Genomic DNA, 26,132 nt, shown 5'->3' with positions numbered 1-26,132 from the left:
GGTGCTATAGCGCCCCAAAGCGCTCACGGGCACATGGACTCACACCGTCTCGAAGCAACCCGCGCCGAGGAGTCCCTTGAGCTCGCCCTGCAGGCCGCTCTCGGTGGAGACGAAGTAGTCGCTGGACAGCGCCAGGCGGGTCACGCCGCGCGGGCTCTGCAGCTTGAGGTGCACCGGCGTGGTGCCCGAGTGGGCTTGCAGGGTGCGCTTCAGCTCCGCCACCAGCGACTGGTCCACCCGGCCCACCGGCACCTTGATCACGAACGCCGGGTCGGTGCCCGGGTCGGTCTCCGCGGCCGAGATGTCGATCGGGACCGCGTCGGAGGCGAAGACGCTGATCTCGCCCTCGCGCTCGTTCACCCGGCCCTTGACCGCCAGCGCGTTGTCCTCGACCAGGCAGTCGGAGAACATCTCGTAGGACTGCGGGAAGAACAGCACCTCCACGCTGGCGTCGAAGTCCTCCAGCGTGACGATCGCCCACGGCTTGCCGTTCTTGTTGATGCGCCGCTGGATGCCCGAGATCATCCCCGCGATCTTGGGCTGCTCCTTGTCCTTGCCGAAGCCGGTGGGCCCGATCTCGCCGCCGACGAGCGCGGCGATGCTGGTGTCCTGGTACGGCGCCAGCAGCCGCTCCGCGCCGTCCAGCGGGTGCGCCGAGACGTACAGGCCGAGCATCTCCCGCTCGTAGGCCAGCAGCTGCTTGCGCGGCCACTCCTCGTCGGTGAACTGCAGGTGCGCCAGCGGCGAGGTGTCATCGCTGGGCGCGGAGTCGTCGCCACCGCCGAACAGGTCGAACTGGCCCATCGCCTCCTGCCGCTTGAGACCGATCACGGCGTCCACCGCGGCCTCGTGGTGCTGGACCAGCGCCATCCGGGTGTGCCCGAGCGAGTCGAACGCACCGGCCTTGATCAGCGATTCGAGGACCCGCTTGTTGCAGGCGGTGATCTCGGCCTTGTCGAGGAAGTCGGGGAACGAGCTGTAGCGCCCCTTCTCCTGGCGGGTCTTGACGATCGACTCGACCACGTTCGAACCGACGTTGCGGATCGCGCCCATCCCGAACCGGATCCGGCCCTCGACCGCGGTGTGCTCGACGACGGATTCGTTCACGTCCGGCGGCAGCACCCGGATGTTCATCCGGCGGCACTCGGACAGGTAGATCGCGGTCTTGTCCTTGTTGTTGGCGTTGGCGGTGAGCAGCGCGGCCATGTACTCGGCCGGGTAGTGCGCCTTGAGGTAGGCCGTCCAGTACGTCACCAGGCCGTACGCGGCGGCGTGGGACTTGTTGAACGCGTAGCCGGCGAAGGGCAGCACCGTCGCCCAGAGCTGGTCGATGGCCTCCTTCGAGTAGCCGCGTTCCTTCATCCCGGCCTCGAAGCGGGCGAACTGCTCGTCCATCACCTCTTTCTTCTTCTTGCCCATCGCACGCCGCAGCAGGTCCGCTTGTCCGAGCGTGTACCCGGCGACCTTCTGGGCGATGGCCATGATCTGCTCTTGGTAGACGATCAGACCGTAGGTCTCGCCGAGGATGTCCTTGAGCGGCTCGTCCAGCTCCGGGTGGATCGGCTCCACCGGCTTCTTGCCGTTCTTGCGGTCGGCGTAGTCGAGGTGCGCGTTGACGTCCATCGGGCCCGGCCGGTACAGCGCCACGCAGGCGACGATGTCGCCGAACCGGGTCGGCATCATCCGCTTGAGCAGGGACTGCATGCCCCCACCTTCGAGCTGGAACACTCCCAGGCTCTCACCGCGCCCCAGCATCTCGTACGTCTTGACGTCGTCGAGCGGGATGTCCAGCGGCTCGATCTCCGTGCCGTGGTTGGCCTTCACCATCCGCACGGTGTCGTCGATGGTGGTCATGTTGACCAGCCCGAGGATATCGATCTTGAGCAGGCCGACCGCCTCGCACTGCGGGCCGTCCCAGCCGGTGATGATCTCGCCGTCGTCGCGCTTCCACAGCGGGAGCACGTCCAGCAGCGGCTCGCGGGAGATGATGTGCGCGCACGCGTGCACACCGGCGTTGCGGATCAGGCCCTCCAACCCGCGGGCGGTGTCGAAGATCTTGCCGATCTGCTGATCGTTCTCGATCAGCGTGCGGACCTCGGCGGCCTCCTGGTAGCGCTCGTGCTGCGGGTCGACGATCCCGGACAGCGGGATGTCCTTCGCCGCGATCGGCGCGGGCAGCGCCTTGCTGAACTGGTCGGCGAGCTGGAAACCGGCCTGCCCGAGGTGCACGCGGGCAGCGTCCTTGAACGCCGCCTTGGTCTTAATCGTGCCGTAGGTGATGACCTTCGCGAAGTACTCGGTGCCGTACTTCTCCTTCGCGTACTGGATGACCCGCTCGCGCTGGCGCTCGTCGAAGTCGATGTCGATGTCCGGCGGCGAGTCGCGCTCGGGGTTGAGGAACCGCTCGAACAGCAGCCCGTGCTGCAGCGGGTCGATGTCGATGATGTGCAGCACGTACGACAGCAGCGCACCCGCCGCCGAACCACGGCCCGGCCCGACCCGGATGCCGTTGTTCTTGGCCCACCGGATCATGTCGCCGACGACCAGGAAGTACGAGCTGTACCCCTTCTCGGTGATGACCTTGAGCTCCCACTCGAGCTGGTCGCGGTACTCCTGGGTGAAGCTGTCGCCGGGGAACCGGGTCGGGATGAACTCCTCGACCTCGTCGCGCAGCACCTCGACGTCGGTGCGGCCGGCCTGGATCTTGGCCTGCGGCATGCGGTTGGTCGCCGCGAACGCGTCCTCGTAGCCCTCGACCATCTCGGTGATCAGCAGCGTGCTGTCCGCCGCGCCGGGCACCTCGGCGTCCCAGTACTCGCGCATCTCGGCCGAGGACTTGATGTGGTAGCCGTCACCGTTGAACTTGAACCGGTCGGTGTCGGCGAGCATCGACCGGGTCTGCAGGCACAGCAGCGCGTCGTGGTGCCCGGCCTGGTCGGCGGTGACGTAGTGGCTGTCGTTGGTCGCCACCGTGCGCAGGTCGAGCTGCTTGGCCAGGTCCAGCAGCTCGCCGCGGATGTTGCGCTCCATCTGGATGCCGTGGTCCATGACCTCGATGAAGAAGTTCCCCGGCCCGAAGATGTCCTTGTAGTCCGAGGCGGCCTGCAGCGCCTCGTCCTTCTGGCCGAGCCGGAGCCGGGTCAGGATCTCGCCCGCCAGGCACCCGCTCGTCGCGATGATCCCCTCGGAGTGCTCGGCCAGCAGTTCCTTGTCCATGCGCGGCTTGCGGAAGAAGCCCTCCATGGACGCCAGCGAGGACAGCTTGAACAGGTTGCGCAGCCCGGTCGAGTTCTTCGCGAGCATCGTCATGTGGGTGTAGGCACCCGCGCCCGACACGTCACCGCTCTCGCCGTACTCGTCGAGCTCCCGCTTGCCGGTCCGGGCCCGCTCGCCCCAGAACACCGGCTTCTTGTGGAACCGGCTCTCCGGGGCCAGGTAGGCCTCGATGCCGATGATCGGCTTGATCCCGCTCTTCTTGGCGTTCGAGTAGAAGCTGTGCGCGCCGAACATGTTCCCGTGGTCGGTCATCGCCACCGCGGGCTGCTCCAGCCGAGCGACCTCGGCGAACAGCGCACTGTGCTTGGCCGCACCGTCGAGCATCGAGAACTCGGTGTGGACGTGCAGGTGAACGAAGGGGTCGACAGGCACGGGGAAGTCCTCCTTCGCGACAGCTTCCGGGAGAGCCGCCAGCCTAACGCGCACACCCGGTGTGACCGCCGATTCCCCCGGCGTTGCGTGCGTTTCCGCCGGGGCGCGCGGTGAGCAGGCGCGGAACCGCCGGCGAAACCCCGTGCCGTTTACGCACGGGAACTGCCGAGCGGGTAGCGTGGCACGACGTGGCTGGCCCTGATCCCGTGGACGTGCGACTGCTGAGCGTCGTCGCCGAGATGGGCCGAGCGGCGGTGCCCGAAATCGCCGGTCGGCTCGGCATGGACGTGCGTGACGTCGCCGCGCGCCTCGCTGCCCTCTCCACCACCGGTCTCCCGCTGATCGTCGGCGTCGAGTGCGACCCGCAGGCCATCCGCAACGCGGTGGCCGCCGCGCAGCACTGGGCCGCGCAGAACAACATGACCAGCGGCCCCTACCCGGTGTCCGGTCCCAGCGGCGCGCACCAGGTCCAGCACTCGGGCTCCTACCCGCAGCCCACCGGCGGCTACCCGATGCACACGGGCGGCTACCCGGCCCCCGGCTACGGCACGCCCAGCGGGCCGCAGCGGTTCGTGCCCGGCCCGCCGCCGACCTCGTTCCCGCAGCAGCCCGCCCCGCAGGACCCGATGAACGTCTGGGGCCCGCCCGGCTCGGCCGCGTGGGCGCGCGGCGACCAGCAGGCCCCGCAGCCGCCGGTGCGCACCGGCAAGGTCGGCAGCAAGCTCGACGTGGAAGGCCTGGAGGGCGAGCGGATCACGATCCTGCTGGTCGAGGTGGTCGACCCGGCGGACTACCTGTTCACCGCGGCCGGTTACGAGCTCAAGGACGGCGAGCGCTCGGTGGTGGTGCACACCGAGCTGACCAACCGCGGCCAGACGCCCTTCACCTCGCTGCCCGACCTGTACCTGGAGCTGATCGCCCAGGACGGCTCGGCGGTGACGAAGTCCCCGGTCTCGCTGTCCTCCCGCCCCCCGCACCGCATCGGCGTCCCCCCGGGCGAAACGGCGGGCGGCCACACGGTCTACGTCCTCCCGGACTCCACGGAGCTGACGGCGGTCCGCTGGACGCCCCGCCCAGGAGACACCCAGCGAACCCTCACCTGGGACATCACCGACCTCTGAGCCCGGCTCGCGCCGCGGAGCGGGCAGCCACCGATGCGTCGGTGGTGGCAATCGTTTTGGCTGGTGATGGCCCGTGAGTGCTTTGGGGTGCCATAGCGCCCCAAAACGCGCACGGCCACCTGTGCGGCCGAAGCGCTACGACGAACCATGGCACACGTGCCGAGGCGTTCCCAGCGCCGCCCAGCCGCTGTTAATACTGGTGATCACCACTCCGGGATACCTCTGAACCAGTGATCCACTGCGGCCGAACGGGCGTGGGGCCTTGCGGTTCGGTCCGCATTGTGGACTTCTGGAGTCATGACACCCCCTGCGTCGACTGGGGCCCTGCTCAACCGCACCTCAGGGGACCGTGATGCAACCCAGCCACGAGAAACCGCGAAACGCGAGATCGATCCCGGACGCGACCACCAGTGTGAATCGCGGAGAGGCGGATAAGGGAGAGGCGGGCTAGTGGGCGTTCGCACCAGCGTTGGTGTCCCGCGCGAGTCGGTGGCGGGTGAGCGCCGGGTCGCGCTCGTCCCCGGCGTGGTCGAGCGGTTGTGCGCGCAGGGCCTGGAGGTGCGCGTCGAGCCCGGGGCCGGGCAGGCCGCGCTCATCCCCGACGACGCCTTCACCAAAGCCGGCGCGCACCTCGGCGACCCGTGGTCGGCCGACGTGGTGGTGAAGGTCAACCCGCCCAGCGCGGCGGAGATCGGCAAGCTGCCGCGCGGCTCGACGCTGATCGGCTTCCTCGCCCCGCTGACCGACCCGGACCTGGCGCCGCGGCTGCGCGCGGCCGGGGTGGCCGGGTTCGCGCTGGAGTCGGTGCCGCGCATCTCCCGCGCCCAGTCGATGGACGCGCTGTCCTCCCAGGCCAACGTCGCCGGCTACCGCGCGGTGCTGCTCGCGGCCTCCGAGTGCACCCGGTTCTTCCCGATGCTGACCACCGCGGCGGGCACCGTGAAGCCCGCTTCGGTGCTGGTGCTGGGCGTCGGCGTGGCCGGGTTGCAGGCGCTGGCCACGGCCAAGCGGCTCGGCGCTCGCACCACCGGCTACGACGTGCGGCCCGAGGTCGCCGACCAGGTGCGCTCGGTCGGGGCGAAGTGGCTGGACCTGGGTGTCTCGGCGGTCGGCGAGGGCGGCTACGCGCGCGAGCTGACCGAGGACGAGCGCGCCGAGCAGGCCCAGCGCCTGAGCGCGGCGATCAGCGGCTTCGACGTGGTGATCACCACCGCGCTGGTCCCGGGCCGCCCGGCGCCGCGGCTGGTGCCCGCCGAGGCGGTGCGCCGGATGCGGCCGGGCAGCGTGATCGTCGACCTGGCGGGAGCGGCGGGCGGCAACTGCGAGCTCAGCGAGCCCGACCGGACCACCGTGGACCACGAGGTCACCATCGCCGCGCCGCTGAACCTCCCGGCGACCATGCCGGAGCACGCCAGCGAGCTCTACGCCCGCAACGTCCAAGCGCTGCTGGAGCTGATGCTGGTCGACGGGCGCCTCGCCCCCGACTTCACCGACGAGGTCCTCGCCGCCGCCTGCATCACCCGATCCGAACCCGGTGAAGGGCACCTTTCACCAAGTTAGTTGGTCAAAGGTGCCCTTCACCTACCCGTCTTCCAGGGAGGGGCGATGTTCCTGGCTGATCTGGCGATCCTGGTGCTGGCCGGCTTCGTCGGCTTCGCGGTGATCTCCAAGGTGCCGAACACGCTGCACACGCCGCTGATGTCCGGCACCAACGCCATCCACGGCATCGTGCTGCTCGGGGGTGTGCTGGCGCTCGGATCCGGTGTGGACGATCTGGGTTCGCAGCTGCTGGCGCTGGTGGCGATCATCTTCGGCACCATCAACGTGGTCGGCGGCTTCCTGGTCACCGACCGGATGCTGGGCATGTTCAAGCGCAAGCCGGAAGCCGCGCGGAAGGACGCCGAGAAGTGATCACGCTGCGGTCGGTCCTCTACGTCCTCGCGTTCGCGCTGTTCATCTACGGCCTGATGGGCCTGACCGGGCCGCGGACCGCGGTGCGCGGCAACGCGATCGCGGCGGTGGGCATGGTGATCGCGGTGGTCGCCACGCTGCTCACGCCCGGGCTGGGCAACTGGGGGCTGATCGCGCTCGGCCTGGTGGTCGGCACGGTGATCGGCATCCCGGCGGCGCGGCGGGTGCGGATGACCGCGATGCCGCAGATGGTGGCGCTGTTCAACGGCGTCGGCGGCGGCGCGGTGGCGCTCACCGCGTGGGTGGAGTTCCGGGAGAGCGCCGGGTTCCAGGACGAGCCCGCGTTCGTGCCGATCGCCACGCTGTTCGCCGCGATCATCGGCTCGATCTCGTTCTGGGGCTCGCTGGTGGCCTTCGGCAAGCTGCAGGAGATCGTGCCGGGCCGCCCGATCACGGTGGGCCGCCTGCAGCTGCCGCTGAACGCGCTGCTGCTGGCCGGTGCGGTGGTGTGCGCGGTGCTGATCGGTCTGGGCGGCGACGCCGAGCTGCTGCTGGTCGCGGTGCTGGTGCTGGCCGGGCTGGCCGGGATCGCGGTGGTGCTGCCGATCGGCGGCGCCGACATGCCGGTGGTGGTGTCGCTGCTGAACGCCTTCACCGGGCTGTCCGCGGCGGCGGCCGGGCTGGCGCTGAGCAACACGGCGATGATCGTCGCCGGGATGATCGTCGGCGCCTCCGGTTCGATCCTGACCGACCAGATGGCCAAGGCGATGAACCGCTCGATCCCGTCGATCGTCGCCGGTGGCTTCGGCGGGACGGCCGCGGCCGCACCGGCGGCCAGCGGTGGCTCGGTGCGCTCGGTCAGCGCCGCGGACGTGGCGATCCAGCTCGCCTACGCCGGGCAGGTGATCGTGGTGCCCGGCTACGGCATGGCGGTCGCGCAGGCCCAGCACGCGGTGCAGGACATGGCGAAGCTGCTGGCGGACAAGGGCGTCGGCGTGCTCTACGCGATCCACCCGGTGGCCGGCCGGATGCCCGGGCACATGAACGTGCTGCTCGCGGAGGCCGACGTGCCCTACGAGCAGCTCAAGGAGATGGACGAGATCAACGACGAGTTCGCCCGCACCGACGTCGCGCTGGTGATCGGCGCGAACGACGTCACCAACCCGGCGGCCCGCACCGACCCGAACTCCCCGATCTACGGCATGCCGATCCTCGACGTGGACCAGGCCAGGACGGTGATCGTGCTCAAGCGCTCGATGCGCGCGGGCTTCGCCGGTGTGGACAACCCGCTCTACGTGGACCCGAGGACGTCGATGCTCTTCGGCGACGCCAAGTCCTCGGTCCGCGAAGTCGTCGAAGAGCTCAAAGCCCTGTGACGACCGTCAGCTCTCCTTCTTGCGGAAGAAGTCCAGGGGGCTGGAGCGCTTCGGGCGTTCCGGCTTGTTGCGGCTGCGGTACTCCAGCTTCGGCCAGTCCTGCGCCTCGCCGCGCGGCTGCGCGGGTTCCGGGGCGCCGAAGACCGACGGGGCCGCCGAGCCCACGTCCTCGGCGCTGATCACGTCGCCGAGGCTGTTGAACCCGCTGGGCGGGGTCTCCGCATCGGCTCCCGGGTCGATCACCGGCATGCCGGTGGGCGGCGTCGGCGCATCCGAGCCCTCGAACGATCTCGACTGTGCCATCAAGCCCCCTTGGTCGACAGCTGGTTTTTCGCCACGGTACCTGGTTCAGCGGTCCTGATCGCGGAGCTCGTCGAGCACGTGCTGCAGGTCGTCCGGGTACTGGCTCTCGAAGGTGACCCAGCCACCGGACGGGTGCTCGAAGGACAGGCTCCGCGCGTGCAGCCACTGCCTGGTGATCGCCAGCTTCCGCGCCATGACGGGGTCCGCGCCGTAGGTCAGGTCGCCGACGCACGGGTGCTTGATCGCCGAGAAGTGCACCCGGATCTGGTGCGTGCGACCGGTTTCCAGCTTCACGTCCACCAGCGAGGCGGCGCGGAACGCCTCCACCGTCTCGTAGTGCGTGATGCTCGGCTTGCCGCCGGTGACCACCGCGAACTTGTAGTCGTGGCGCGGGTGCCGGTCGATCGGCGCGTCGATGGTGCCGCGGCTGGGATCGGGGTGGCCCTGCACCACCGCGTGGTAGCGCTTGTCCACGGTGCGCTCCTTGAACGCCCGCTTGAGCACCGAGTACGCGTGCTCGCTCTTGGCCACCACCATCACGCCGGTGGTGCCCGCGTCGAGCCGGTGCACGACGCCCTGCCGCTCGGCAGCTCCGGAGGTCGCGATGCGCACGCCCGCCGCGGCCAGCCCGCCGACCACCGTCGGGCCCTCCCAGCCCGGGCTCGGGTGCACCGCGACGCCGATCGGCTTGTTCACCACCACGATGTCGTCGTCCTGGTGGACGATCTCCATGCCCTCCACCGGCACCGCGACGACCTGCAGCGGCTGCTGCGCCGGGGGCAGCGTCACCTCCAGCCACGAACCGGCCACCAGCCGGTCGGACTTGCCCACGACGTTGCCGTCGAGCAGCACGTCGCCGGATTCGGCCAGCGTGGCCACCGCGTTGCGGGACAGGCCCAGCATCTTGGACAGGCCCGCATCGACCCGCATGCCGTCCAGCCCCTCGGGCACCGGCAGGTTTCGAAGATCGCTCACGAGTTTTTCTCCGCCGCCTTCTTCTTCCGGTGCACCGTGCCGTCGTAGTCGCGGCCCATCAGCGACAGCAGCACGATCAGCACGCCGCCGACGACGATGCAGCTGTCGGCGATGTTGAACACCGGCCACACCGCGCCACCGGGCGCGAGGATCGAGAGGAAGTCCACCACGTGGCCCTCCAGCGGGCCGGGCGCGCGGAAGATGCGGTCGACGAGGTTGCCGCACGCGCCGCCGAGCACCAGCCCGAGGCCGACCGCCCAGCCCGGCGAGCGCAGCTTCGGCGCCAGCCAGACGATCACGCCGACCACCACGATGGCCAGCAGGGACAGCAGCCACGTCAGGCCGGTGGCCAGCGAGAACGCCGCGCCGGGGTTGCGCAGCACGTCGAGGTAGAGCAGTCCGCCGAGCACCTCCACCGGCGGTTCGCCTTCGAGCTCGGCGACCACGATGACCTTGGTGAGGATGTCGAGCCCCAGGCCGCCCACCGCCACCGCGAACAGCAGTGCCAGCAGCTTGCCGGACTTGCGGGGCCGTTCACCGGCCTCAGGTGCGTCGCCGGAGGTCTCGGCGGTCTCGGCCGGGACCTCGGGCACCTGTTCGGCGGCTTCCCCGTGATCCACCGGCTCCGGGGATGACTGCTTGGGAGAGGACTGCTCGCTGCTCACGCCCCCATTGTCCCTGAACCGCACCGGCCGCATCGCAGCAGTACCGACTCCGCAACCGGTCGATCACCCGACGCGCAGCCCCGCCGATGCGATCTCGACGGAAATCGCACACCACCCAGCGGTGGACGGGTCAGCGCAGGAAGTCGGGCAGCGGGCGCGGGTCGTCGGCCGGTGCCCAGCGTCCGTCCACCTGCTCGTAGCGCCAGGACGGGCCTTCGCCGACCAGCTTCCGCAGGGCGCGGACCAGGCGGTCGACGTGCTCGGTCGTGGTGCCCAGGCCGATGCTGACGCGCACCGCTCGGTCGGCGTCCGAACCGGCCCGCGACAGCAGCCGCCGGGTGGCCAGGTGCGCGCAGAACAGCCCGTCGCGGACGCCGATGCCGTGCTCGGCGGACAGCGCGGCGGCGAGCAGCCCCGGGTCCTGGCCGTCGACGGTGAAGCTCACCACGCCGACCCGGTCGTGGTCGGCCTCGAACAGGCGGAGCTCGCGCAGCCCCGGCACCTCGCGCAGCCCGGCCCGCAGCCTGCGCAGCAGCGCCTCCTCGTGCGCGACGACGTCCGCCCAGTTCGCCGACAGCTCCTGGCAGGCCTTGGCCAGCGCGTGCACGCCGACCGTGTTCGGCGATCCGGCCTCGTGCCGCTCCGCTCCGCTGGTCCAGCTCACCGCGCGCTCGTGCACCTGCCGGGTGGCGCCGCCACCGGCCAGGTAGGGCTCCGCGGCGTTGAGCCAGTCCGCGCGCCCGACCAGCGCGCCCGCGCCGAACGGCGCGTACAGCTTGTGCCCGGAGATCGCGACGTAGTCGACGTCGAGCTCGGTGATCCGCACCGGCCGGTGCGGGGCGAGCTGCGCGGCGTCCAGCACGGTCCGCGCACCGCGGCGGCGCGCGGCGCGGGCGAGCTCGGCGACCGGCCACAGCTCACCGGTGACGTTGGACGCCCCGGTGATCACCGCCAGCCGCGGGCCCTCCGGGCATTCCGCCAGCGCGGCGTCCAGCGCGGCGACCGCCTCGGCCGGGGTCGCCGGAGCAGCGATCCGCCGCACCCGCGGACCCGTCCAGGGCAGCAGCGCGGCGTGGTGCTCGGTGTCGAAGACGACCACGGAAGTGCCCCGCGGCAAGGCCTTGGCCAGCAGGTTCAGCGCGTCGGTGGTGTTGCGGGTGAAGATCACCGAATCGGTGCGGCGGGCTCCGACGAACTCGCGCAGGACGTCCCGCGCACCCTCGTAGACGCGAGTGCACACCTGGGAGGCGAAACCGGCACCGCGGTGCACGCTGGCGTACCACGGCAGCAGCTCGTCGACCGCCTTCTGCACGCTGCTCAGACAGGGCGCGCTGGCCCCGTGGTCGAGGTTGGCGTAGCCGATGCTGTCCCCGCCGACCAGCGGCACGCGCAGCGCGTTGCCCGCCACCGCGGGCACGCGGTGGTCGGCGGTGGACTGGGTCGGGATGTTGACGACGGCAGACGTCACGATGCCCCTCCAGGGCCTCATCGGACCCGTCCAGGGGGCCCGCGCTTGCCGGATCGCCCTGCGCGACCGGCCAGGTCCTCACCCGGGGCACCCCACCGCGGTTGGAGGGTTGCCGGCCAGCGAGCCGGGGCTTCGCGCTGGCACTCATGACCTTCGGAACAGCACCCTAGAAAAGCTCCCACACCCCGGGCAACACCGATTCCCGAACCGTGGGAGAGGTCTCCGTCACACCGCAGCAGCAAGCGCGAAGGGCACCTTTCGCCGAGTTAGTTGGCGAAAGGTGCCCTTCACCTCGAAAGTCAGACGCGGGTGACCGCGACCGCGATCTCGGTGCCGTCGCCGACGGTGCCGGTGGAGCCGTCGGCCGCGTCACCGGCCTCGACCGCGTCGGCGAGGGTTTCCGCCGCGATGAACTCGCGGTGCGCCGCCACCGCCGACAGCACCTCCTCCGGCGCCGAGACGGTCACCGTGATCCGGTCGGAGACCTGGAAGTCCGCCTCCTTGCGGGCCTGCTGGACGACGCGGACCACGTCGCGGGCCACGCCTTCGGCGGCCAGCTCCGGGGTCACCTCGGTGTCCAGCACGACCAGGCCCAGGTCCGCGGGCAGCGCCGCGGCGGCACCGGGGTCGGTGGACACCAGCCGCTCGCTGAACTCGCCGTCCTGCAGCTCGATCCCGGCAGCGACGACCGCACCGGCCGGGGTGCGGCTCCACTCGCCCGCCTTCACCGCCTTGATCACCTTCTGCACGTCGCGGCCCAGCCGCGGACCGGCCGCCCGCGCGTTCACCGCGATCTCGAAGTGGCCGTGCTGAGCCACGTCGGTGGTCAGCTCCAGCTCCTTGACGTTGATCTCGTCGCGGATCAGGTCGGCGAAGGGCCGCAGCGCCTCCGCCTCCGCGGTGGCCACCACGAGCTTGGCCAGCGGCAGCCGCACCCGCAGCTTGTTGGCCTTGCGCAGCGCCGACGCCGACGAGCACACCTGGCGCACCTGGTCCATCGCGGTGACCAGCGCCGCGTCCGCGGGCAGCTCGTCGACCAGCGGCCAGTCGGTCAGGTGCACCGAGCGGCCGCCGGTCAGGCCGCGCCACACCGCCTCGGCGGTCAGCGGCAGCATCGGCGCCACCACCCGGCTGGTCACCTCCAGCACGGTGTGCAGGGTGTCGATGGCATCGCGGTCACCGGCCCAGAAGCGGTCGCGGGAGCGGCGCACGTACCAGTTGGTCAGGACCTCCAGGAAGTCCCGGACGGTGTTGCACGCACCGGCCAGGTCCAGCGAGTCCATCGCGGCCTGCACGTCGCCGACCAGCTCGTGGGTCTTGGCCAGCACGTAGCGGTCCAGCACGTGCTGGCTGTCCACCCGGAACTCACCGGTGACGCCCTCGGCGTTGGCGTACAGCGCCAGGAAGTACCAGGAGTTCCACAGCGGCAGCACCGCCTGGCGCACCGCCTCCCGGATGCCCTCCTCGGTGACCACCAGGTCGCCGCCGCGCAGGATCGGGCTGGCCATCAGGAACCAGCGCATCGCGTCCGAGCCGTCGCGGTCGAAGACCTCGTTGACGTCCGGGTAGTTCTTCTTGGACTTCGACATCTTGAGCTTGTCGTCGCCCAGCACGATGCCGTGCGCCACCACGTTGGTGAACGCCGGGCGGTCGAACAGCGCCGTCGCCAGCACGTGCAGCAGGTAGAACCAGCCGCGGGTCTGGCCGTTGTACTCGACGATGAAGTCGCCCGGGTAGTGGTGCTCGAACCACTGGGCGTTCTCGAACGGGTAGTGCACCTGCGCGAACGGCATCGAACCGGACTCGAACCAGCAGTCCAGCACCTCCGGCACCCGGCGCATGGTGGACTTGCCGGTCGGGTCGTCCGGGTTGGGCCGGGTCAGCTCGTCGATCTCCGGCCGGTGCAGGTCCTTCGGCCGCACGCCGAAGTCGCGCTCCAGCTCGTCCAGCGAGCCGTAGACGTCGGTGCGCGGGTGGTTCGGGTCGTCGGAGACCCACACCGGGATCGGCGAACCCCAGAACCGGTTGCGGGAGATGTTCCAGTCCCTGGCGTTCTCCAGCCACTTGCCGAACTGGCCGTCCCGGATGTGGCCGGGCACCCAGTTGATCTGCTGGTTGAGCTCGACCATCCGGTCCTTGAACTTGCTGACCGCCACGAACCAGGACGACACCGCCCGCTGGATCAGCGCGTTGTCGCAGCGCCAGCAGTGCGGGTACGGGTGGTCGTAGGTCTCGTGCCGCAGCAGCAGGCCGACGTCCTTGAGGTCGCGGATGATCTGCTTGTTGGCCTCGAAGACCTGCAGGCCCTCGTACGGCGGCACCTCGGCGGTGAACTTGCCGTGGCCGTCGACCGGCACCACCGGTTCGATGTCCGCGGCGTCGGTGACGACCTTGTCCTCCTCACCGAAGGCGGGCGCGATGTGCACCAGCCCGGTGCCGTCGTCGGTGGTCACGTAGTCGGCGGCCAGCACCTGGTGGGCGTTCTCGCGGCCGGCGAAGAAGTCGAACGGCGGCTGGTACTTCGTGCCGAGCAGGTCGGAGCCCTTGAACCGCTCGACGACGTGCTCGGCGACGTCCTCGCCGAGTTCCCGCGCGTAGGCGCTCAGCCGCGCCTCGGCCAGCACGTAGCGCTCCGAGCTGTTGCCCGGCGCGACGAGCACGTAGTCGACGTCCGGGTGCACCGCGGCGGCGAGGTTGGACGGCAGCGTCCACGGCGTGGTCGTCCAGGCCAGGGCCAGCGCGCCGTCGTAGGCCTTGCCGGGGGCCTGGAGCCGCAGGCCGACGGTCACCGCCGGGTCCTGCCGCTGGCGGTAGACGTCGTCCATCTTGGTCTCGGTGTTGGACAGCGGCGTCTCGCAGCGCCAGCAGTACCAGAGCACCCGGAAGCCCTCGTAGACCAGACCCTTGTCCCACAGGGTCTTGAAGGCCCACATGACGCTTTCCATGTAGTCCAGGTCGAGCGTCTTGTAGTCGTTGTCGAAGTCCACCCACCGCGCCTGCCGGGTGACGTAGTCCTCCCACTCGGCGGTGTAGCGCAGCACCGAGGTGCGGCACGCGTCGTTGAACGCGGCCACGCCCATGCCCTCGATCTCGGACTTCGAGGTGATGCCGAGCTGCTTCTCCGCCTCCACCTCGGCGGGCAGCCCGTGGCAGTCCCAGCCGAACCGGCGCTCCACCCGGCGGCCGCGCATCGTCTGGTAGCGCGGCACCACGTCCTTGACGTAGCCGGTCAGCAGGTGCCCGTAGTGCGGCAGGCCGTTGGCGAACGGCGGGCCGTCGTAGAAGACGAACTCGTTGGCACCGTTGGTCCCGGCCTCGCGGGCCTGCACCGAGGCGCGGAAGGTGTCGTCGCTCGCCCAGAAATCCAGCACCTGGCGCTCGATGGCCGGGAACGCGGGCTGGGCAGCCACGCCGCGCTCACCGGCGTCGCCGAACTGAACCTTGGGATATGACATCGCGGATGCGCTCCTCGCGGTGTGTGTCGTTGCCGCCGCACGAGCACCGGAACCCGGTGCCCACGCGGGGACGACACCTCGTGCGCGTGCTCCGCACGAGATCCGCGGTACCACCCCGCTTGCCGCCGGCGAACACCGACGACCACTCGTTGCCAGCTGTGACGGGCTGGACCCGTCCGGTTCTACTGAGGTGCCCAGCACCCGTTCTTCCGGAAGCTCCCCGGTGATGGCCGGATCATCGCCTTGGTCCCACCAGCGTACCGGGCCCCCGCCACCGGTTTTCACCGGTCCGACCCCGAAGATCGGTCGGGGCCGCAACTGCGACTGTCAACGCGGCACACCCGGAAGGTGTCGCATGCGCCAGGCCTCGCAACCCGCACCGCCGCGGGTTCTCAGCGCTCGCCTGGCGAGGACAGCCCGTTCACCGTGTATCGGACATGCATAAGAACAGGCTCCCGCAGACCAGGCGGCGTCTGAGGTTCCGCCACCTGCACCGCCACGCAGAACGAGCCTGGAAACCTCTGTTCAGGAGCGGCGGACCTCGGCCGCGATCGTGGCGTTGGGGGCGCAGAGGCCGCAGGGCGTGAAGCCCAGCTCTCGCGCTTCACCCAGGGTGAGCTTGATGGTCTTGCGCGTGCCGATCCACTCGCAGGTGCGGACGTGGTAGCGCGGGCGCTCGTCGATCACCAGCACCTGCGCGTCCGGCCTCGCGGCCTCCGCCGCGTTGCTCCGCTCCTCCGCCGGCTCCTCGCCGACGTCGGCGAACGGCGGCTCCGCGGTGTCCCGCTTCGCCGCCTCCCGGCGGCGCCGCACCCGGTCCGCCACCAGCAGCCCGACCGCGACCGCGCTGGCGAACACCGACAGCCATGCCAGCTCGCCGTCACCGGCGACGACAGCGCCGACCAGCACGCCCGCCGCCAGCAGGACCAGTCCCAGCACGATCAACAGCACGCGGTCTCACACCTCTCGCGGCCCGGACGCACACCAGCGGCGACGGGCGCGCCGCCCGTCGCCGCCGATGCGGACAGTCCCGTCAGCCTGCTTCGGCCGCACGTGCCCCGAAGCTGTAGCTGGCCTGCTGACCGGAACGGCTGCTGCCGCTCTCGGCCGGTGCGGCCGAGCCCCGGTCCTGCAGTTCGCGCAGCTGCGACTCCAGGTAGGTCTGCAGTCGAGTGCGGTACTCGCGCTCGAACGTGCGCAGGGTCTCGATCTTCTTCTCGAGAGCGTTCTTCTCCGACGTGATGTTGCCCATCACCTCGGCGTGCTTGCGCTGCGCGTCGCGCTCCAGGTTGGCGGCCTTCTCACGGGCCTGCCGCTCCAGCGTCTCGGCCCGCGTGCGGGCGTCGTTGAGCATCGTCTCGGCGCGGGTCCGCGACTCGTTGACCATGCTGTCGGACTTCGAGCGCGCTTCCGAGAGCAGCTGCTCGGACTTCGTCCGCGCTTCGGCCAGCATGCCGTCGGCCTCGGCCTTGGCCTCACCGGTCAGCCGGTCGGCCATCTCCTGCGCGAGGCCCAGCACCTTGGCGGCCTGCACGTGGTGGTCACCACCGGGCGAAGTCTGCTCGGCAGCGGTCGGCGCCGGGACCGGGGTGAGCCGGCGCGGTTCCTCCGTCGGGGCCGGGGTCGAGGGAGCGGACGCCGCCTGGGTGCGGGCGTCCTCCAAGTCGACCTGCGCGGTCTGCAGCTGGGACTCCAGCTGCTCGACCTGGCCGCGCAGGTCGTTGTTCTCCTCCACCAGCCGGGCAAGCTCGGCTTCAACCAGGTCGAGGAATGCATCCACCTCGTCCTCGTTGTAGCCCCGCTTACCGATCGGAGGTTTGCTGAACGCGACGTTATGCACGTCGGCGGGGGTCAGGCCCACAAGATCACCTCACGCACTCCTCGGCTGCGGGTAGCCCGGGTTCCCCGTCACCCGGGCTGCACCAGTCGCATCAGTATGAACACGACCAGCAGCAGCACCATAATCGATAGGTCCAGTCCGACGCCGCCGATCCGGACCGTCGGAATCACCCGACGCACCAACTTTACGGGTGGGTCGGTCACTGTGTAGATGCTCTCCAACGCGATTGCAACCCCCCCGACGGGCCGCCAATCGCGAGCGAACACTCGAACGAGTTCGATCACGATACGGGCCGTGAGCAGGAGCCAGAAGAAGAACAGAACGTAAAACAGGACGATCTGCACCGGGTTCACGCCTCAACTGTGCCACCACTCACCCGTAGTTGAAAAAGGCACCCTCGGCGAGCCGCCGCTTGTCCTCCGCGGCGACGTCCACGTTGGGCGGTGAGAGCAAGAACACGCGGTTGGTCACCTTCTCGATCGAGCCCCGCAGCGCGAACGCCAACCCGGCGGCGAAGTCGACCAGGCGCTTGGCGTCGGCCTCCTCCATCTCCGTCAGGTTCATGATCACCGGCGTGCCGTCCCGGTACTGCTCGCCGATCGTGCGGGCCTCGCTGTAGCTGCGCGGGTGCAGCGTTGTGATCTTGCTCAAGTTGAACTGGGTGCCCGTGTCGGTGACCGCCCGCAGCCGCGAGACGTTCTCGCGCGGCTGGTCGGTGGGCAGCGCACTGCTGCGCGCCGGGGGCTCCGCCGCCCACTGCCGTCGCGGGCGCGGCGCCGGTGGTTCCCGGTAGTCCTCGACGAAGTCCGGCTCGGCGTCGGCTTCCGCCTGGTAGCCCCCGCGGGTGCCGACCCGGCGCCGGGTGCCCCGCTCGGCGGGGCCGTCGTAGGTGTCGCGGTCGGAATCGGCGTACCGCTCGCGGTAGCCGACCTCGTCGTCGTAGTCGTCGACCTCGTCGGCCGGAACCATGCCGAAGTAGGCCTTCAACTTGTGCAAAGCGCTCATCGGCATGCCCTTCCTCTTGCGACTCCTACCACCGAGCACGAGGAGGCCGACCCTCGACCCCCTCTGTCCTGCGGCTACGGCGAGGTTAACCGCCGCCCACCGAGCAACGCGGTTCCGACACGCACCCGGGTCGAGCCGTGGGCAACGGCACTCTCCAGGTCGCCGGACATCCCCGCCGACACCTCGACAGCTTCGGGGTGATCTCCCCGTAACCGCTCGGAGATCTTGGAAAGTGTGTCAAAGGCCACAGCCGGGTCGCCACCCAGGGGGGCGACCGCCATCACACCGCGCAATCGAAGATCACTCGTCAGTGTGATCATATCCGCCAGCGCCGGGACCTCGTCGGGCCGACAACCCCCGCGCCCCTCCGATTCATCCAGGCTGACCTGCAACAACACCTCCAGGGGGTGTGTTCGGTCACCCGCGTCCAGGGCGTTCGCGGTGGCCTTGCGCAGCGCCTCCACGAGCCGCTCGCTGTCCACCGACTCGACCACGTCGGCCCAGCGGACCACCGAGCGCGCCTTGTTGCGCTGCAGCTGGCCGACCATGTGCCAGCGGGCCGGCGAGTCCGGGCGGAGCGCGGCGAACTCGGCGACCTTGCCGCGCGCCTCCTGCTCGCGGTTCTCCGCGAAATCGGTCAGGCCCAGATCGGCCAGCAGCGCCACGTCCGACGCCGGGAAGGTCTTCGTGACCGCCAGCAGCTCGACCTCACCGGGCTCGCGCCCCGCGGCGCGGCAGGCCCGGTCGACCCGCGCGCGCACCTCGCTCAACGACTCCGCCAGCTCCGCACGGCGCAGTTCCTCGCTCACTCGGTTCCCTCCGGCTCGGCCCAGATCACCGAGGCGAACCGACCGGTGCGCCCGTTGTCCCGGCGGTGGCTGTACAGCTCCGGCGTTTCCATCGTGCAGCGCGGGTCCACGCCGATCTTGGCGATGCCCACGGCCGCCAGCTGCTCCCAGAGCCCGGCGCGCAGGTCCAGGCCCGGCGTTCCCTTGCGCGTCTTGCACGCGCTGCCGGGCAGGTGCTGCTCCACATCGGCCTGCATGTCGGCGGGCACCTCGTAGCACTCGCCGCACGCGGCCGGGCCCAGCAGCGCCTCGACGCGGTCGAGGCGAGCGCCCGCCTGCTGCATCGCCTTGAGCGCCGCCACGAGCACCCCCACCCGCGCTCCGACCCGTCCAGCGTGCACCGCCGAGACGACGCCGCTCTCCGGGTCGCCGAGCAGCACCGGCACGCAGTCCGCGGTGAGCACGGCCAGCGCCCGGTTCGGCTCGGCGGTCACCAGCGCGTCGGCGGCCTCCACCGGCTCGGGCTGCGGGCCGTCGACGATCGTCGCGGTGCGGCCGTGGATCTGCTCCATCCACACCAGGCGGTCCTCGGGCAGGCCGATGCCGTCGGCCAGCTTGCGCTGGTTCGCCGCCAGCGCCGCCGGGTCGTCGCCGACGCGGCCCCCGAGGTTGAACGAGTCGAACGGCGGCTTGGAACTCCCGCCCTCCCGCGTGGTGATCACGCGCCGGATCCGCACTGCTGTCAGCCTCCCCGTACATGGATCGACACCGGGAGCGGTGCCGCTCCCGGTGTCGATTCTCGCCCATGCACCGCCACCCCGGGCGGTGCGTCCGTCCGGCCCCGGTTCCAGCAGGCCGGGCCGCACGCTGTTTTCGGTTGTGGTGCCTGCCGCACCGCTGCGGAACGTCAGCGGCGCATGAACGGCGGTATGTCGACGTCGTCGTCGGTGTCGTCGTTGACCGGCACCGCGCGGTTGGTCAGGCCGCCGCCCGGCCGGGTCGTGGACCCGCCGTGCGTCGGGTAGCCCGCGCCCCGCGTGGTGGGCACCGAGATGTTCTGCTGACCGGTCGCCGAACCGTCGCTGCCGAACAGCCCGGATCGCTGGCCCATGTCCGGCCGCTGCCGCACCGGCTGCTCCGGTTCCGGCTGCGGCGGGGTCGCCGGCTGCGGGGCCTGAGCGGTCTGCGGCGCCGGTTCCGGGGTGGCGACCGGCTGCTCCGCCTGCGGCGTCGGAGCCGGGGCCGCCGGCGGCGGCGTGGCCACCGGGGTGGACTGCACCGGTTCCGCCCGGGATTCGACGACCTGCGGCTGGGCGGGTTTCTCGGTGCTCGGCGCGGGTTCGGCGTCCTCGGTGCGGCCGCCGACCTTGGTCGGTTCGAGCTTCTTGTGCGTCGGAGTGCCGGAGTCGAACCCGGCGGCGATCACCGTCACCCGGACCTCGTCGCCGAGCGAGTCGTCGATGACCGTACCGAAGATGATGTTGGCCTCGGGGTGTGCGGACTCCTGCACCAGCGACGCCGATTCGTTGATCTCGAACAGGCCGAGGTCGGAACCGCCCGCTATGGCCAGCAGAACGCCGTGCGCGCCCTCCATGGACGCCTCCAGCAGCGGCGAGTTGATCGCCTTCTGCGCGGCCTGCACGGCTCTGCCCTCGCCGCTGGCCGAACCGATGCCCATCAGCGCGCTGCCCGCACCGGACATGACGCTCTTGACGTCCGCGAAGTCGAGGTTGATCAGACCCGGGGTGGTGATCAGGTCGGTGATGCCCTGAACACCGGAGAGCAGCACCTCGTCGGCGGAGCGGAAGGCGTCCATCAGGCTCACGCCGATGTCGCCGAGCTGCAGCAGCCGGTCGTTCGGGATGACGATCAGCGTGTCGCAGCAGTCGCGGAGCTCCTTGATGCCCTGCTCCGCCTGGGCGGCGCGCCGCTTGCCCTCGAAGGTGAACGGGCGGGTGACCACGCCGATGGTCAGCGCGCCGAGCTTGCGCGCGATCGACGCGACGACGGGCGCGCCACCGGTGCCGGTGCCGCCGCCTTCGCCGGCGGTCACGAACACCATGTCGGCGCCCTTGAGGACCTCCTCGATCTCTTCCTTGTGGTCCTCGGCCGCCTTGTGGCCGACCTCCGGTGCGGCGCCTGCTCCGAGACCGCGGGTGAGTTCGCGGCCGATGTCGAGCTTGACGTCGGCATCGGACATCAGCAGGGCCTGCGCGTCGGTGTTCACCGCGATGAACTCGACGCCCTTGAGCCCGACCTCGATCATGCGGTTCACGGCATTGACGCCGCCGCCACCGATGCCGACGACCTTGATCACCGCGAGATAGTTGTGCGGGGGCGTCATCGGATCCGCCTTCCTGATCGTGGCTGGAGTGCTCTCTGCGTCGACCGCCGGGATGGTCGCTGGCCGGTCGCCGCCGATTCCGGTCCCCCTGGTCGCCACGGCTCGGGTTCGCCTGGTGCGGCCGTTCCCGTGCCTGATCCGGACCGTAGGCGGGGCGACGCCGGTGCGTCCAGCAGCCACGCCGGGATCCGTACCAGGTGTGTTGCGCCGCGCACCTCGTCGCTTTTCCCATCGACCGGTTCCAGCGGGTCCGCCGGCGAGTCGCAGCGAGCCCAGTTCATTCCTCCCCTTGCGGTGGTCGCGTCGCGGACGCGATCACCACCGACACCGTACCTGGCCACCGCCTCACCCGGTCGAGGCAGGCAGAAGTGCTGATCTCGAATTCCGCCGCGCCGTCGGCGACGCGACGTCGGAAACACCCGGACGCGCCGCGGGAATCCCGACCGGAGGTGTCCGGATTCGGTGTCACGGTCGGAGCTCGACCGATTGGTGAACCAGGAGGAATCCGAGGCATGGCAGGACAACTGCACGGCAAGGTCGCGCTGGTCGCCGGAGCCACCCGCGGGGCGGGGCGCGGCATCGCCGTGGAGCTCGGGGCGGCGGGCGCGACGGTGTACGGGACCGGGCGCAGCACCCGGGAGCAGCGCTCCGACTACGACCGGCCGGAGACCATTGAGGACACTGCCGAGCTGGTGACCGCCGCGGGCGGCACCGGCATCGCGGTCCAGGTCGACCACACCGACCCGGACCAGGTCCGCGAGCTGGTGCGGCGGATCGAGGCCGAGCAGGGGCGGCTGGACGTGCTGGTCAACGACCTCGGCGGCGAGCACCTGACGGACTGGAAGAACGAGCCGACCATCTGGAAGCACGACCTGCGGAAGGGCTTGCAGCGGTTGCGGGTCGGCATCGAAGCGCACATGATCACCGCGCACTTCGCCCTGGGCCTGCTGAGCCGCCGGCCGGGCGGGCTGGTCGTGGAGCTCACCGACGGCACCGCCGAGATCCACGAGGAGTACTACCGCAGCGATTGCGGCGCGTTCTTCGACATCGCGAAGACGGCCATGCACCGGCTGGCCCGCGCGGAGGGCGAGGAGCTCCGGGAGTTCGGCGGCACCGCCGTTTCGCTGACGCCGGGCTGGCTGCGCTCGGAGATGATGCTCGACCTCTTCGGCGTCACCGAGGAGAACTGGCGAGAATCCGCCACCGCACCGGAGGGCTTCGGCATCGCCGAATCCCCCGCCTACATCGGCCGGGCGGTGGTCGCCCTGGCCGCCGATCCGGACGTGGCCCGCTGGAACACCCAGTCCCTCTCCAGCGGTTTCCTCGCCAAGACCTACGGCTTCACCGACACCGACGGCTCGCAACCGGACGCCTGGCGCTACATCCAGGAAGTCGAGTGGCCCGGCAACCCCGGCTCCCCCGACGACTACCGCTGATCCCCGGTGAAGGGCACCTTTAGGCAAGTAACTTGCTGAAAGGTGCCCTTCACCGGGGTCCGCCACCCGATCGATATCGGGGTGACGGGCACCTTTCGCCTACTGGCTTGGTGAAGGGTGCCCTTCAGTCCTCTGCTGGTCGGGTGGTGCGGGAGTAGAGGTCGGTGAGGCGGTGGGCGGTGCTGGTGAAGCGGTCGCGGAGTTGGGGTGGGGCGAGGACTTCGACCTCCGGGCCCAGGGCGAGCAGCTGGTCGTAGGCGACTTCGAGGGACTCGACCGGAAGCCGGGTGCTCACCCAGCCGTCGGCGTCCGGTTCGCCCGCGGCGGCTTCGGCCGCTTGCGCTCCTGCGGGATCCGCGACCACGCGCAGCTTGCGCAGGCCGGGCGGGCTGATCCGGATCTCGGTGGTCTCGCGCAGCAGGGAGCGGGCGAACTCCTCGGCCTTCTCCTCCCAGAACGCGGGCAGGTCGAAGTCCGCGTCGCGCTCGAACGGTTCGGCGCTCACCTCGACGGTCCGGAAGCGGTCCACCCGGTAGCTCAGGAACCGCTGGTCGCGGCGGGCGATGACGTACCAGACACCGGCCTTGAGGACCAGGCCGTGGGGTTCGAGCTCACGCCGCACCACCTGGTCATCGCGGGCGTAGGACGCCGCGACCTTGAGATCCGACCACACCGCGCGGCTCAGATCCGGGAGCACCGCGGGGGTTTCGGCTCCGCGGAACCAGCGCGGCGCGTCGAGGTGGAAGCGCTGTCCCACGCGCTCAGGAGCGTCGCGGAACGGCGCGGGCAGCGCGGCCGATGCCTTGCGCTGCGCGGCCGCGACGGCCTCCCCCAGCCCCATCTCAGCCGCCGCAGCGGGCACTCCCGACAGGAACAGCGCCTCGGCTTCGGCCTGGTGCAGCCCGGTGAGCTTCGAGCGGTAGCCGCCGAGCAGCCGGTACCCGCCGGCCCGCCCGCGCTCGGCGTAGACCGGCACTCCGGCCTCGGCCAGCGCGAGCACGTCCCGCGCGACAGTGCGCTCCGATACCTCCAGCTCGCGAGCGAGTTCCGGCCCGGTCATCGACCCCCGCACCTGGAGCAAGCACAACAACGAGACCAACCGCGACGCCCGCACACCCGGGAGCGTACCGAGCGGACCTCCTTTGATCCGGTTCCGCCCGATCTGTCAGGGTTCAGCTCGTGTCCTCCGAATCGCAGTTGGCACCGCGCTGGCGCCGCGGGCGAACCCTGCTGCTCCTCGCGCTCGTCGTGCTCCCCCTGCTGCTGACCGGCCTCTGCGCAGCGCTGGCGGGGATCGCGATGGCCGCGGGCACCGGTTCTTGGGCCGCGCTGCCCGCCGCCGGTGCGCTGGTGCTGGCCGCGATCCAGATCGGCTGGCTGGTGCGCAGCGGCAGCACGGACCCGTCGAGCGCGCTGAAGGTCGCGTTCGCCTGCGGAGGCGCGACCGTCCTGGTCGGACTGATCCCGTCTGCCGGAATGGCGGGCGGCGCGCTGGGCGGGGTGCTGTTCGCCCTGGGTCTGGTGCTGGTCGCGGTGAGCTGCGCGCTGGCCGCCCGCGGCCACCGCACGATGCTCCAGCCGCTGGTGCCCGAGCTCGGCTCGATGCCCGTGCGGCTGCGCATCGCCACCCGTTTCGCCTTGGACGCGGCGGACCTGGTCAGCAGCAGCCTGGTGCTCGACCTGGACCGGATCGAGTGGACGGCCCGCAGGCACCGCGCCAACGGCGGCCCGCAGGTGGACGTGCCGGTGCCGTTCCACCAGCTGCGCGGGGCGAGGCCGATCGTCCTGCCGACCGCGCAACCGTGGCTCTCGCTGCCCGACGGCACCGTGCTGCACGCCCCGGCCGGTCCGGCGGTGGTGCTGAGCACCGCGGCGGGCGAGCGGATGGTGCCGGTGCACGACGCCGCCCTGCTCGTGGCCCTGCTGGAGCGTCGCGTCGCGCGCTGGCAGCGGACCTCGTGACGGCGGTTCCGCTCCTTACGGGAAATTTGTGTGAATGACGTCTCGGAAGCCGTTTTCCGAGTTACGCGCCCTCTGCGGCCTTCCTCCGATTACCGTGCTGAACGCCGATTCGACCGGAGGAACGCATGATCGACCAGGATCCGCTGAAGGCCGCGGACGAGCTGGAGAAGTGGGCGCAGGGCCTCGAGCAGCGCGCCCAGCAGTACACCGAGCTGCAGGACAGGCTGAACGCCACCACGGCGCGCGCCACCTCCCCGGACGGAGCGGTGGCGGTGACCGTCGACTCCAACGGGGTGCCCACCGAACTCCGGCTCAACGAGCAGACCCGCGGCATGGATCCCGCGCGGGTCTCGGAACTCCTCATGACCTGCATGCAGCAGGCCCAGGCGCAGCTGCGCTCCGAGGTGACCGAGCTGGTGCAGAGCACCGTGCCGGGCGAGGACGCGCCCGCGCTCAACATCATCGCCCAGTACGAATCCCGCTTCCCGGCTGCCGAGCCCGCCGATCCGAAGCCGGCCGGTGACGACGACGAGGACTGGGGAAACCAGTCCTTCATGCGGTGAGGGGACGACGATGACGGACGGATTCACCATGCACGTGGACCAGGTCCGCGCGCACTCGGCGGAGGTCGCGGGCCTGGCGGGCAACGCCGACACCGCCGCCGACGCCGGCTCCCAGCTCGCCGACCTCAACGACGCCTACGGCCTGTTCTGCCAGCCGTTCGCCATGATGCTGAAGGCACCGCAGGAGATCGGCGCCAAGTTCCTGCAGACCTCGGCCGAGCAGCTGCACCGGATGAACCGCGAGCTCGACGAGTCGGCCGCGGTGATCGAGGAGGCCGACCGGAAGGCCGCCGAGGCGTTCACCAAGCTGGTCGACGAAGCGGCCGCGATCGTGTCGGGAGGCCGCTGATGGCGCTCGGCATCGACGAGTCCTCGGACAACCCGCTGATCGAGGACAGCACCGACGTCCGCAACAACTACCTCCAGGACGCCAACCCGCTGGAGAACATGGGCGCCCCGAACCAGGAGTCGGGCACCGGGTTCATGACCGGCGTGACCGCCTTCGAGGCGGGCTGGGCGATCGCCGAAGGCGTCGACAAGGGCGACTGGAAGATCGCTGTCAGCGGCATGGTGGCGCTCGGGCTGGACGTGGCGGGCGCGGCCATCGACCCGATCGCCTACGTCGCGGGCCAGCTGTTCTCCTGGATGCTCGAGCACATCGAGCCGGCCAGGGCCGCGCTGCACGCGCTGTCCGGCAACCCCGACATGGTCAAGGGCTACGCGAAGTCCTGGACCAACGTCGAGGAGAAGATGACCGAGGTCAGCGAGCAGTACCGGACCGCGGCGGCGGGCACCACCGAAGCTTGGCAGGGCAAGGCCTCCGAGGCCTACCGCAAGCAGGCCGAGACGCTGGCCGGGCTGTGCAAGGAAGCGGCGGGCGGCGCGCACGCGATCGCGGGCCTGACCACGGGCATGGCCGAGGTCGTCAACGGCGTGCGCACCGCGGTCCGCGACCTGCTGTCGGCCATCGCGGGTTCCCTGGTGAGCTGGGCGATCGAGCTCGCCTGCACCGTCGGCGCGGCGGCCCCGCTGGTCGTCGCCCAGGCGACCAGCAAGATCGCCCAGGTGGTGCGGATCGCGGGCCAGCTGATGAAGGCCCTCGGCAACGCGCTGAAGGACGCCGTCACCTGGCTGGTCGTGATCCGCGACCTGTTCGACGGCCTGATCCGCGCGGCCAACCAGCTCCAGTCGGCGTGATCGGGAGGGTCAGCGCAGGCCGGACGTCTTGAGGGAGGCGACCAGCCAGCGCTGGCCCAGCAGGAACACTTCGCG

The 26,132-nt window shown here is 70.6% G+C and carries 23 protein-coding genes and 1 riboswitch; of the genes, 9 read left to right on the top strand and 14 right to left on the bottom strand.

The window, feature by feature from the left end; genetic code table 11:
* Window positions 1-39: 39 nt before the first annotated feature.
* Window positions 40-3,648, bottom strand: coding sequence for a DNA polymerase III subunit alpha (gene dnaE / locus OU416_RS06725; RefSeq protein ID WP_270925934.1), 3,609 nt, complete (start codon window positions 3,646-3,648; stop codon window positions 40-42).
* A 188-nt stretch (window positions 3,649-3,836) separates the two neighbouring features.
* On the opposite strand from dnaE, the gene OU416_RS06720 reads away from it, so the two are divergent.
* The 4 genes from OU416_RS06720 to OU416_RS06705 all read left to right on the top strand — a co-directional run bounded on the left by OU416_RS06720 (window position 3,837) and on the right by OU416_RS06705 (window position 8,056).
* A complete protein-coding gene (locus tag OU416_RS06720; RefSeq protein ID WP_270925933.1) occupies window positions 3,837-4,769 on the top strand; it encodes an AsnC family protein in 933 nt (310 codons plus the stop codon).
* Between the two features lie 450 nt (window positions 4,770-5,219).
* The gene (locus OU416_RS06715; RefSeq protein ID WP_270925932.1) at window positions 5,220-6,329 is read left to right on the top strand and encodes a Re/Si-specific NAD(P)(+) transhydrogenase subunit alpha; all 1,110 of its coding nucleotides are present in this window, start codon (window positions 5,220-5,222) and stop codon (window positions 6,327-6,329) included.
* A gap of 45 nt (window positions 6,330-6,374) precedes the next feature.
* Complete coding sequence (locus OU416_RS06710) at window positions 6,375-6,680, top strand: NAD(P) transhydrogenase subunit alpha (protein ID WP_093345003.1); 306 nt, start codon at window positions 6,375-6,377, stop codon at window positions 6,678-6,680.
* The gene (locus tag OU416_RS06705) at window positions 6,677-8,056 is read left to right on the top strand and encodes an NAD(P)(+) transhydrogenase (Re/Si-specific) subunit beta (protein ID WP_270925931.1); all 1,380 of its coding nucleotides are present in this window, start codon (window positions 6,677-6,679) and stop codon (window positions 8,054-8,056) included. The genes OU416_RS06710 and OU416_RS06705 overlap by 4 nt, the downstream gene beginning before the upstream one ends.
* Before the next feature lie 6 nt (window positions 8,057-8,062).
* Here OU416_RS06705 and OU416_RS06700 read toward each other — a convergent pair whose 3' ends face one another.
* The 12 genes from OU416_RS06700 to ftsZ all read right to left on the bottom strand — a co-directional run bounded on the left by OU416_RS06700 (window position 8,063) and on the right by ftsZ (window position 20,899).
* On the bottom strand, window positions 8,063-8,359 hold the full coding sequence (locus OU416_RS06700) for a hypothetical protein (protein ID WP_270925930.1): 297 nt from the start codon (window positions 8,357-8,359) through the stop codon (window positions 8,063-8,065).
* A gap of 45 nt (window positions 8,360-8,404) precedes the next feature.
* Window positions 8,405-9,289, bottom strand: coding sequence for an RluA family pseudouridine synthase (locus OU416_RS06695; RefSeq protein WP_270926089.1), 885 nt, complete (start codon window positions 9,287-9,289; stop codon window positions 8,405-8,407).
* Window positions 9,290-9,330: 41 nt separating this feature from the next.
* Entirely contained in the window at window positions 9,331-9,999 is a 669-nt protein-coding gene (gene lspA, locus OU416_RS06690; protein WP_372907158.1) for a signal peptidase II, read from the bottom strand.
* A 130-nt stretch (window positions 10,000-10,129) separates the two neighbouring features.
* Window positions 10,130-11,467: an aminotransferase class V-fold PLP-dependent enzyme gene (locus tag OU416_RS06685; RefSeq protein ID WP_270925929.1), complete on the bottom strand. Its 1,338-nt coding sequence runs from the start codon at window positions 11,465-11,467 to the stop codon at window positions 10,130-10,132.
* Window positions 11,468-11,503: 36 nt separating this feature from the next.
* Window positions 11,504-11,619: riboswitch (SAM riboswitch) on the bottom strand.
* A gap of 147 nt (window positions 11,620-11,766) precedes the next feature.
* Window positions 11,767-14,922 carry an isoleucine--tRNA ligase gene (gene ileS / locus OU416_RS06680; RefSeq protein WP_270925928.1) on the bottom strand — a complete coding sequence of 1,052 codons (3,156 nt, stop codon included), beginning with the start codon at window positions 14,920-14,922 and terminating at the stop codon, window positions 11,767-11,769.
* Window positions 14,923-15,447: 525 nt separating this feature from the next.
* Complete coding sequence (locus tag OU416_RS06675) at window positions 15,448-15,873, bottom strand: hypothetical protein (protein WP_270925927.1); 426 nt, start codon at window positions 15,871-15,873, stop codon at window positions 15,448-15,450.
* Between the two features lie 82 nt (window positions 15,874-15,955).
* Window positions 15,956-16,783: a DivIVA-like cell division protein Wag31 gene (gene wag31, locus OU416_RS06670; protein ID WP_270925926.1), complete on the bottom strand. Its 828-nt coding sequence runs from the start codon at window positions 16,781-16,783 to the stop codon at window positions 15,956-15,958.
* Between the two features lie 47 nt (window positions 16,784-16,830).
* Entirely contained in the window at window positions 16,831-17,115 is a 285-nt protein-coding gene (locus tag OU416_RS06665) for a YggT family protein (RefSeq protein ID WP_093160639.1), read from the bottom strand.
* A gap of 19 nt (window positions 17,116-17,134) precedes the next feature.
* Window positions 17,135-17,767, bottom strand: coding sequence for a cell division protein SepF (locus OU416_RS06660; protein ID WP_270925925.1), 633 nt, complete (start codon window positions 17,765-17,767; stop codon window positions 17,135-17,137).
* A gap of 74 nt (window positions 17,768-17,841) precedes the next feature.
* Entirely contained in the window at window positions 17,842-18,576 is a 735-nt protein-coding gene (locus tag OU416_RS06655; RefSeq protein ID WP_270925924.1) for a YggS family pyridoxal phosphate-dependent enzyme, read from the bottom strand.
* Window positions 18,573-19,292, bottom strand: coding sequence for a peptidoglycan editing factor PgeF (gene pgeF, locus OU416_RS06650; RefSeq protein WP_270925923.1), 720 nt, complete (start codon window positions 19,290-19,292; stop codon window positions 18,573-18,575). Before pgeF ends, OU416_RS06655 begins: the two co-directional genes overlap by 4 nt.
* A 170-nt stretch (window positions 19,293-19,462) precedes the next feature.
* Window positions 19,463-20,899 (bottom strand): cell division protein FtsZ, encoded by a 1,437-nt coding sequence (ftsZ, locus tag OU416_RS06645; protein ID WP_270925922.1) that lies wholly within the window; start codon window positions 20,897-20,899, stop codon window positions 19,463-19,465.
* A 512-nt stretch (window positions 20,900-21,411) separates the two neighbouring features.
* Here ftsZ and OU416_RS06640 point away from each other — a divergent pair.
* The gene (locus OU416_RS06640) at window positions 21,412-22,335 is read left to right on the top strand and encodes an SDR family oxidoreductase (protein WP_270925921.1); all 924 of its coding nucleotides are present in this window, start codon (window positions 21,412-21,414) and stop codon (window positions 22,333-22,335) included.
* Between the two features lie 124 nt (window positions 22,336-22,459).
* On the opposite strand, the gene OU416_RS06635 is transcribed toward OU416_RS06640, so the two are convergent.
* Complete coding sequence (locus tag OU416_RS06635; RefSeq protein ID WP_270925920.1) at window positions 22,460-23,449, bottom strand: helix-turn-helix transcriptional regulator; 990 nt, start codon at window positions 23,447-23,449, stop codon at window positions 22,460-22,462.
* Window positions 23,450-23,514: 65 nt separating this feature from the next.
* Here OU416_RS06635 and OU416_RS06630 point away from each other — a divergent pair, with 65 nt between their 5' ends.
* The 4 genes from OU416_RS06630 (at window position 23,515) to OU416_RS06615 (ending at window position 26,057) form a co-directional block, all read left to right on the top strand.
* Window positions 23,515-24,297 carry a hypothetical protein gene (locus tag OU416_RS06630; protein ID WP_270925919.1) on the top strand — a complete coding sequence of 261 codons (783 nt, stop codon included), beginning with the start codon at window positions 23,515-23,517 and terminating at the stop codon, window positions 24,295-24,297.
* Between the two features lie 125 nt (window positions 24,298-24,422).
* Window positions 24,423-24,860, top strand: a complete 438-nt coding sequence (locus OU416_RS06625) for a YbaB/EbfC family nucleoid-associated protein (RefSeq protein ID WP_270925918.1) — start codon at window positions 24,423-24,425, stop codon at window positions 24,858-24,860.
* 10 nt (window positions 24,861-24,870) lie between these two features.
* Window positions 24,871-25,209 (top strand): type VII secretion target, encoded by a 339-nt coding sequence (locus OU416_RS06620; RefSeq protein ID WP_270925917.1) that lies wholly within the window; start codon window positions 24,871-24,873, stop codon window positions 25,207-25,209.
* The gene (locus OU416_RS06615; RefSeq protein ID WP_270925916.1) at window positions 25,209-26,057 is read left to right on the top strand and encodes a WXG100-like domain-containing protein; all 849 of its coding nucleotides are present in this window, start codon (window positions 25,209-25,211) and stop codon (window positions 26,055-26,057) included. Before OU416_RS06620 ends, OU416_RS06615 begins: the two co-directional genes overlap by 1 nt.
* The last annotated feature ends 75 nt before the right edge of the window (window positions 26,058-26,132 follow it).

It is taken from the genome of Saccharopolyspora indica (genome assembly GCF_027853965.1).
In the GTDB taxonomy this organism is placed as follows: domain Bacteria; phylum Actinomycetota; class Actinomycetes; order Mycobacteriales; family Pseudonocardiaceae; genus Saccharopolyspora; species Saccharopolyspora indica.
Note: the sequence above shows the minus strand (reverse complement) of the source record. Positions and strands in the feature narration are given on the sequence as shown.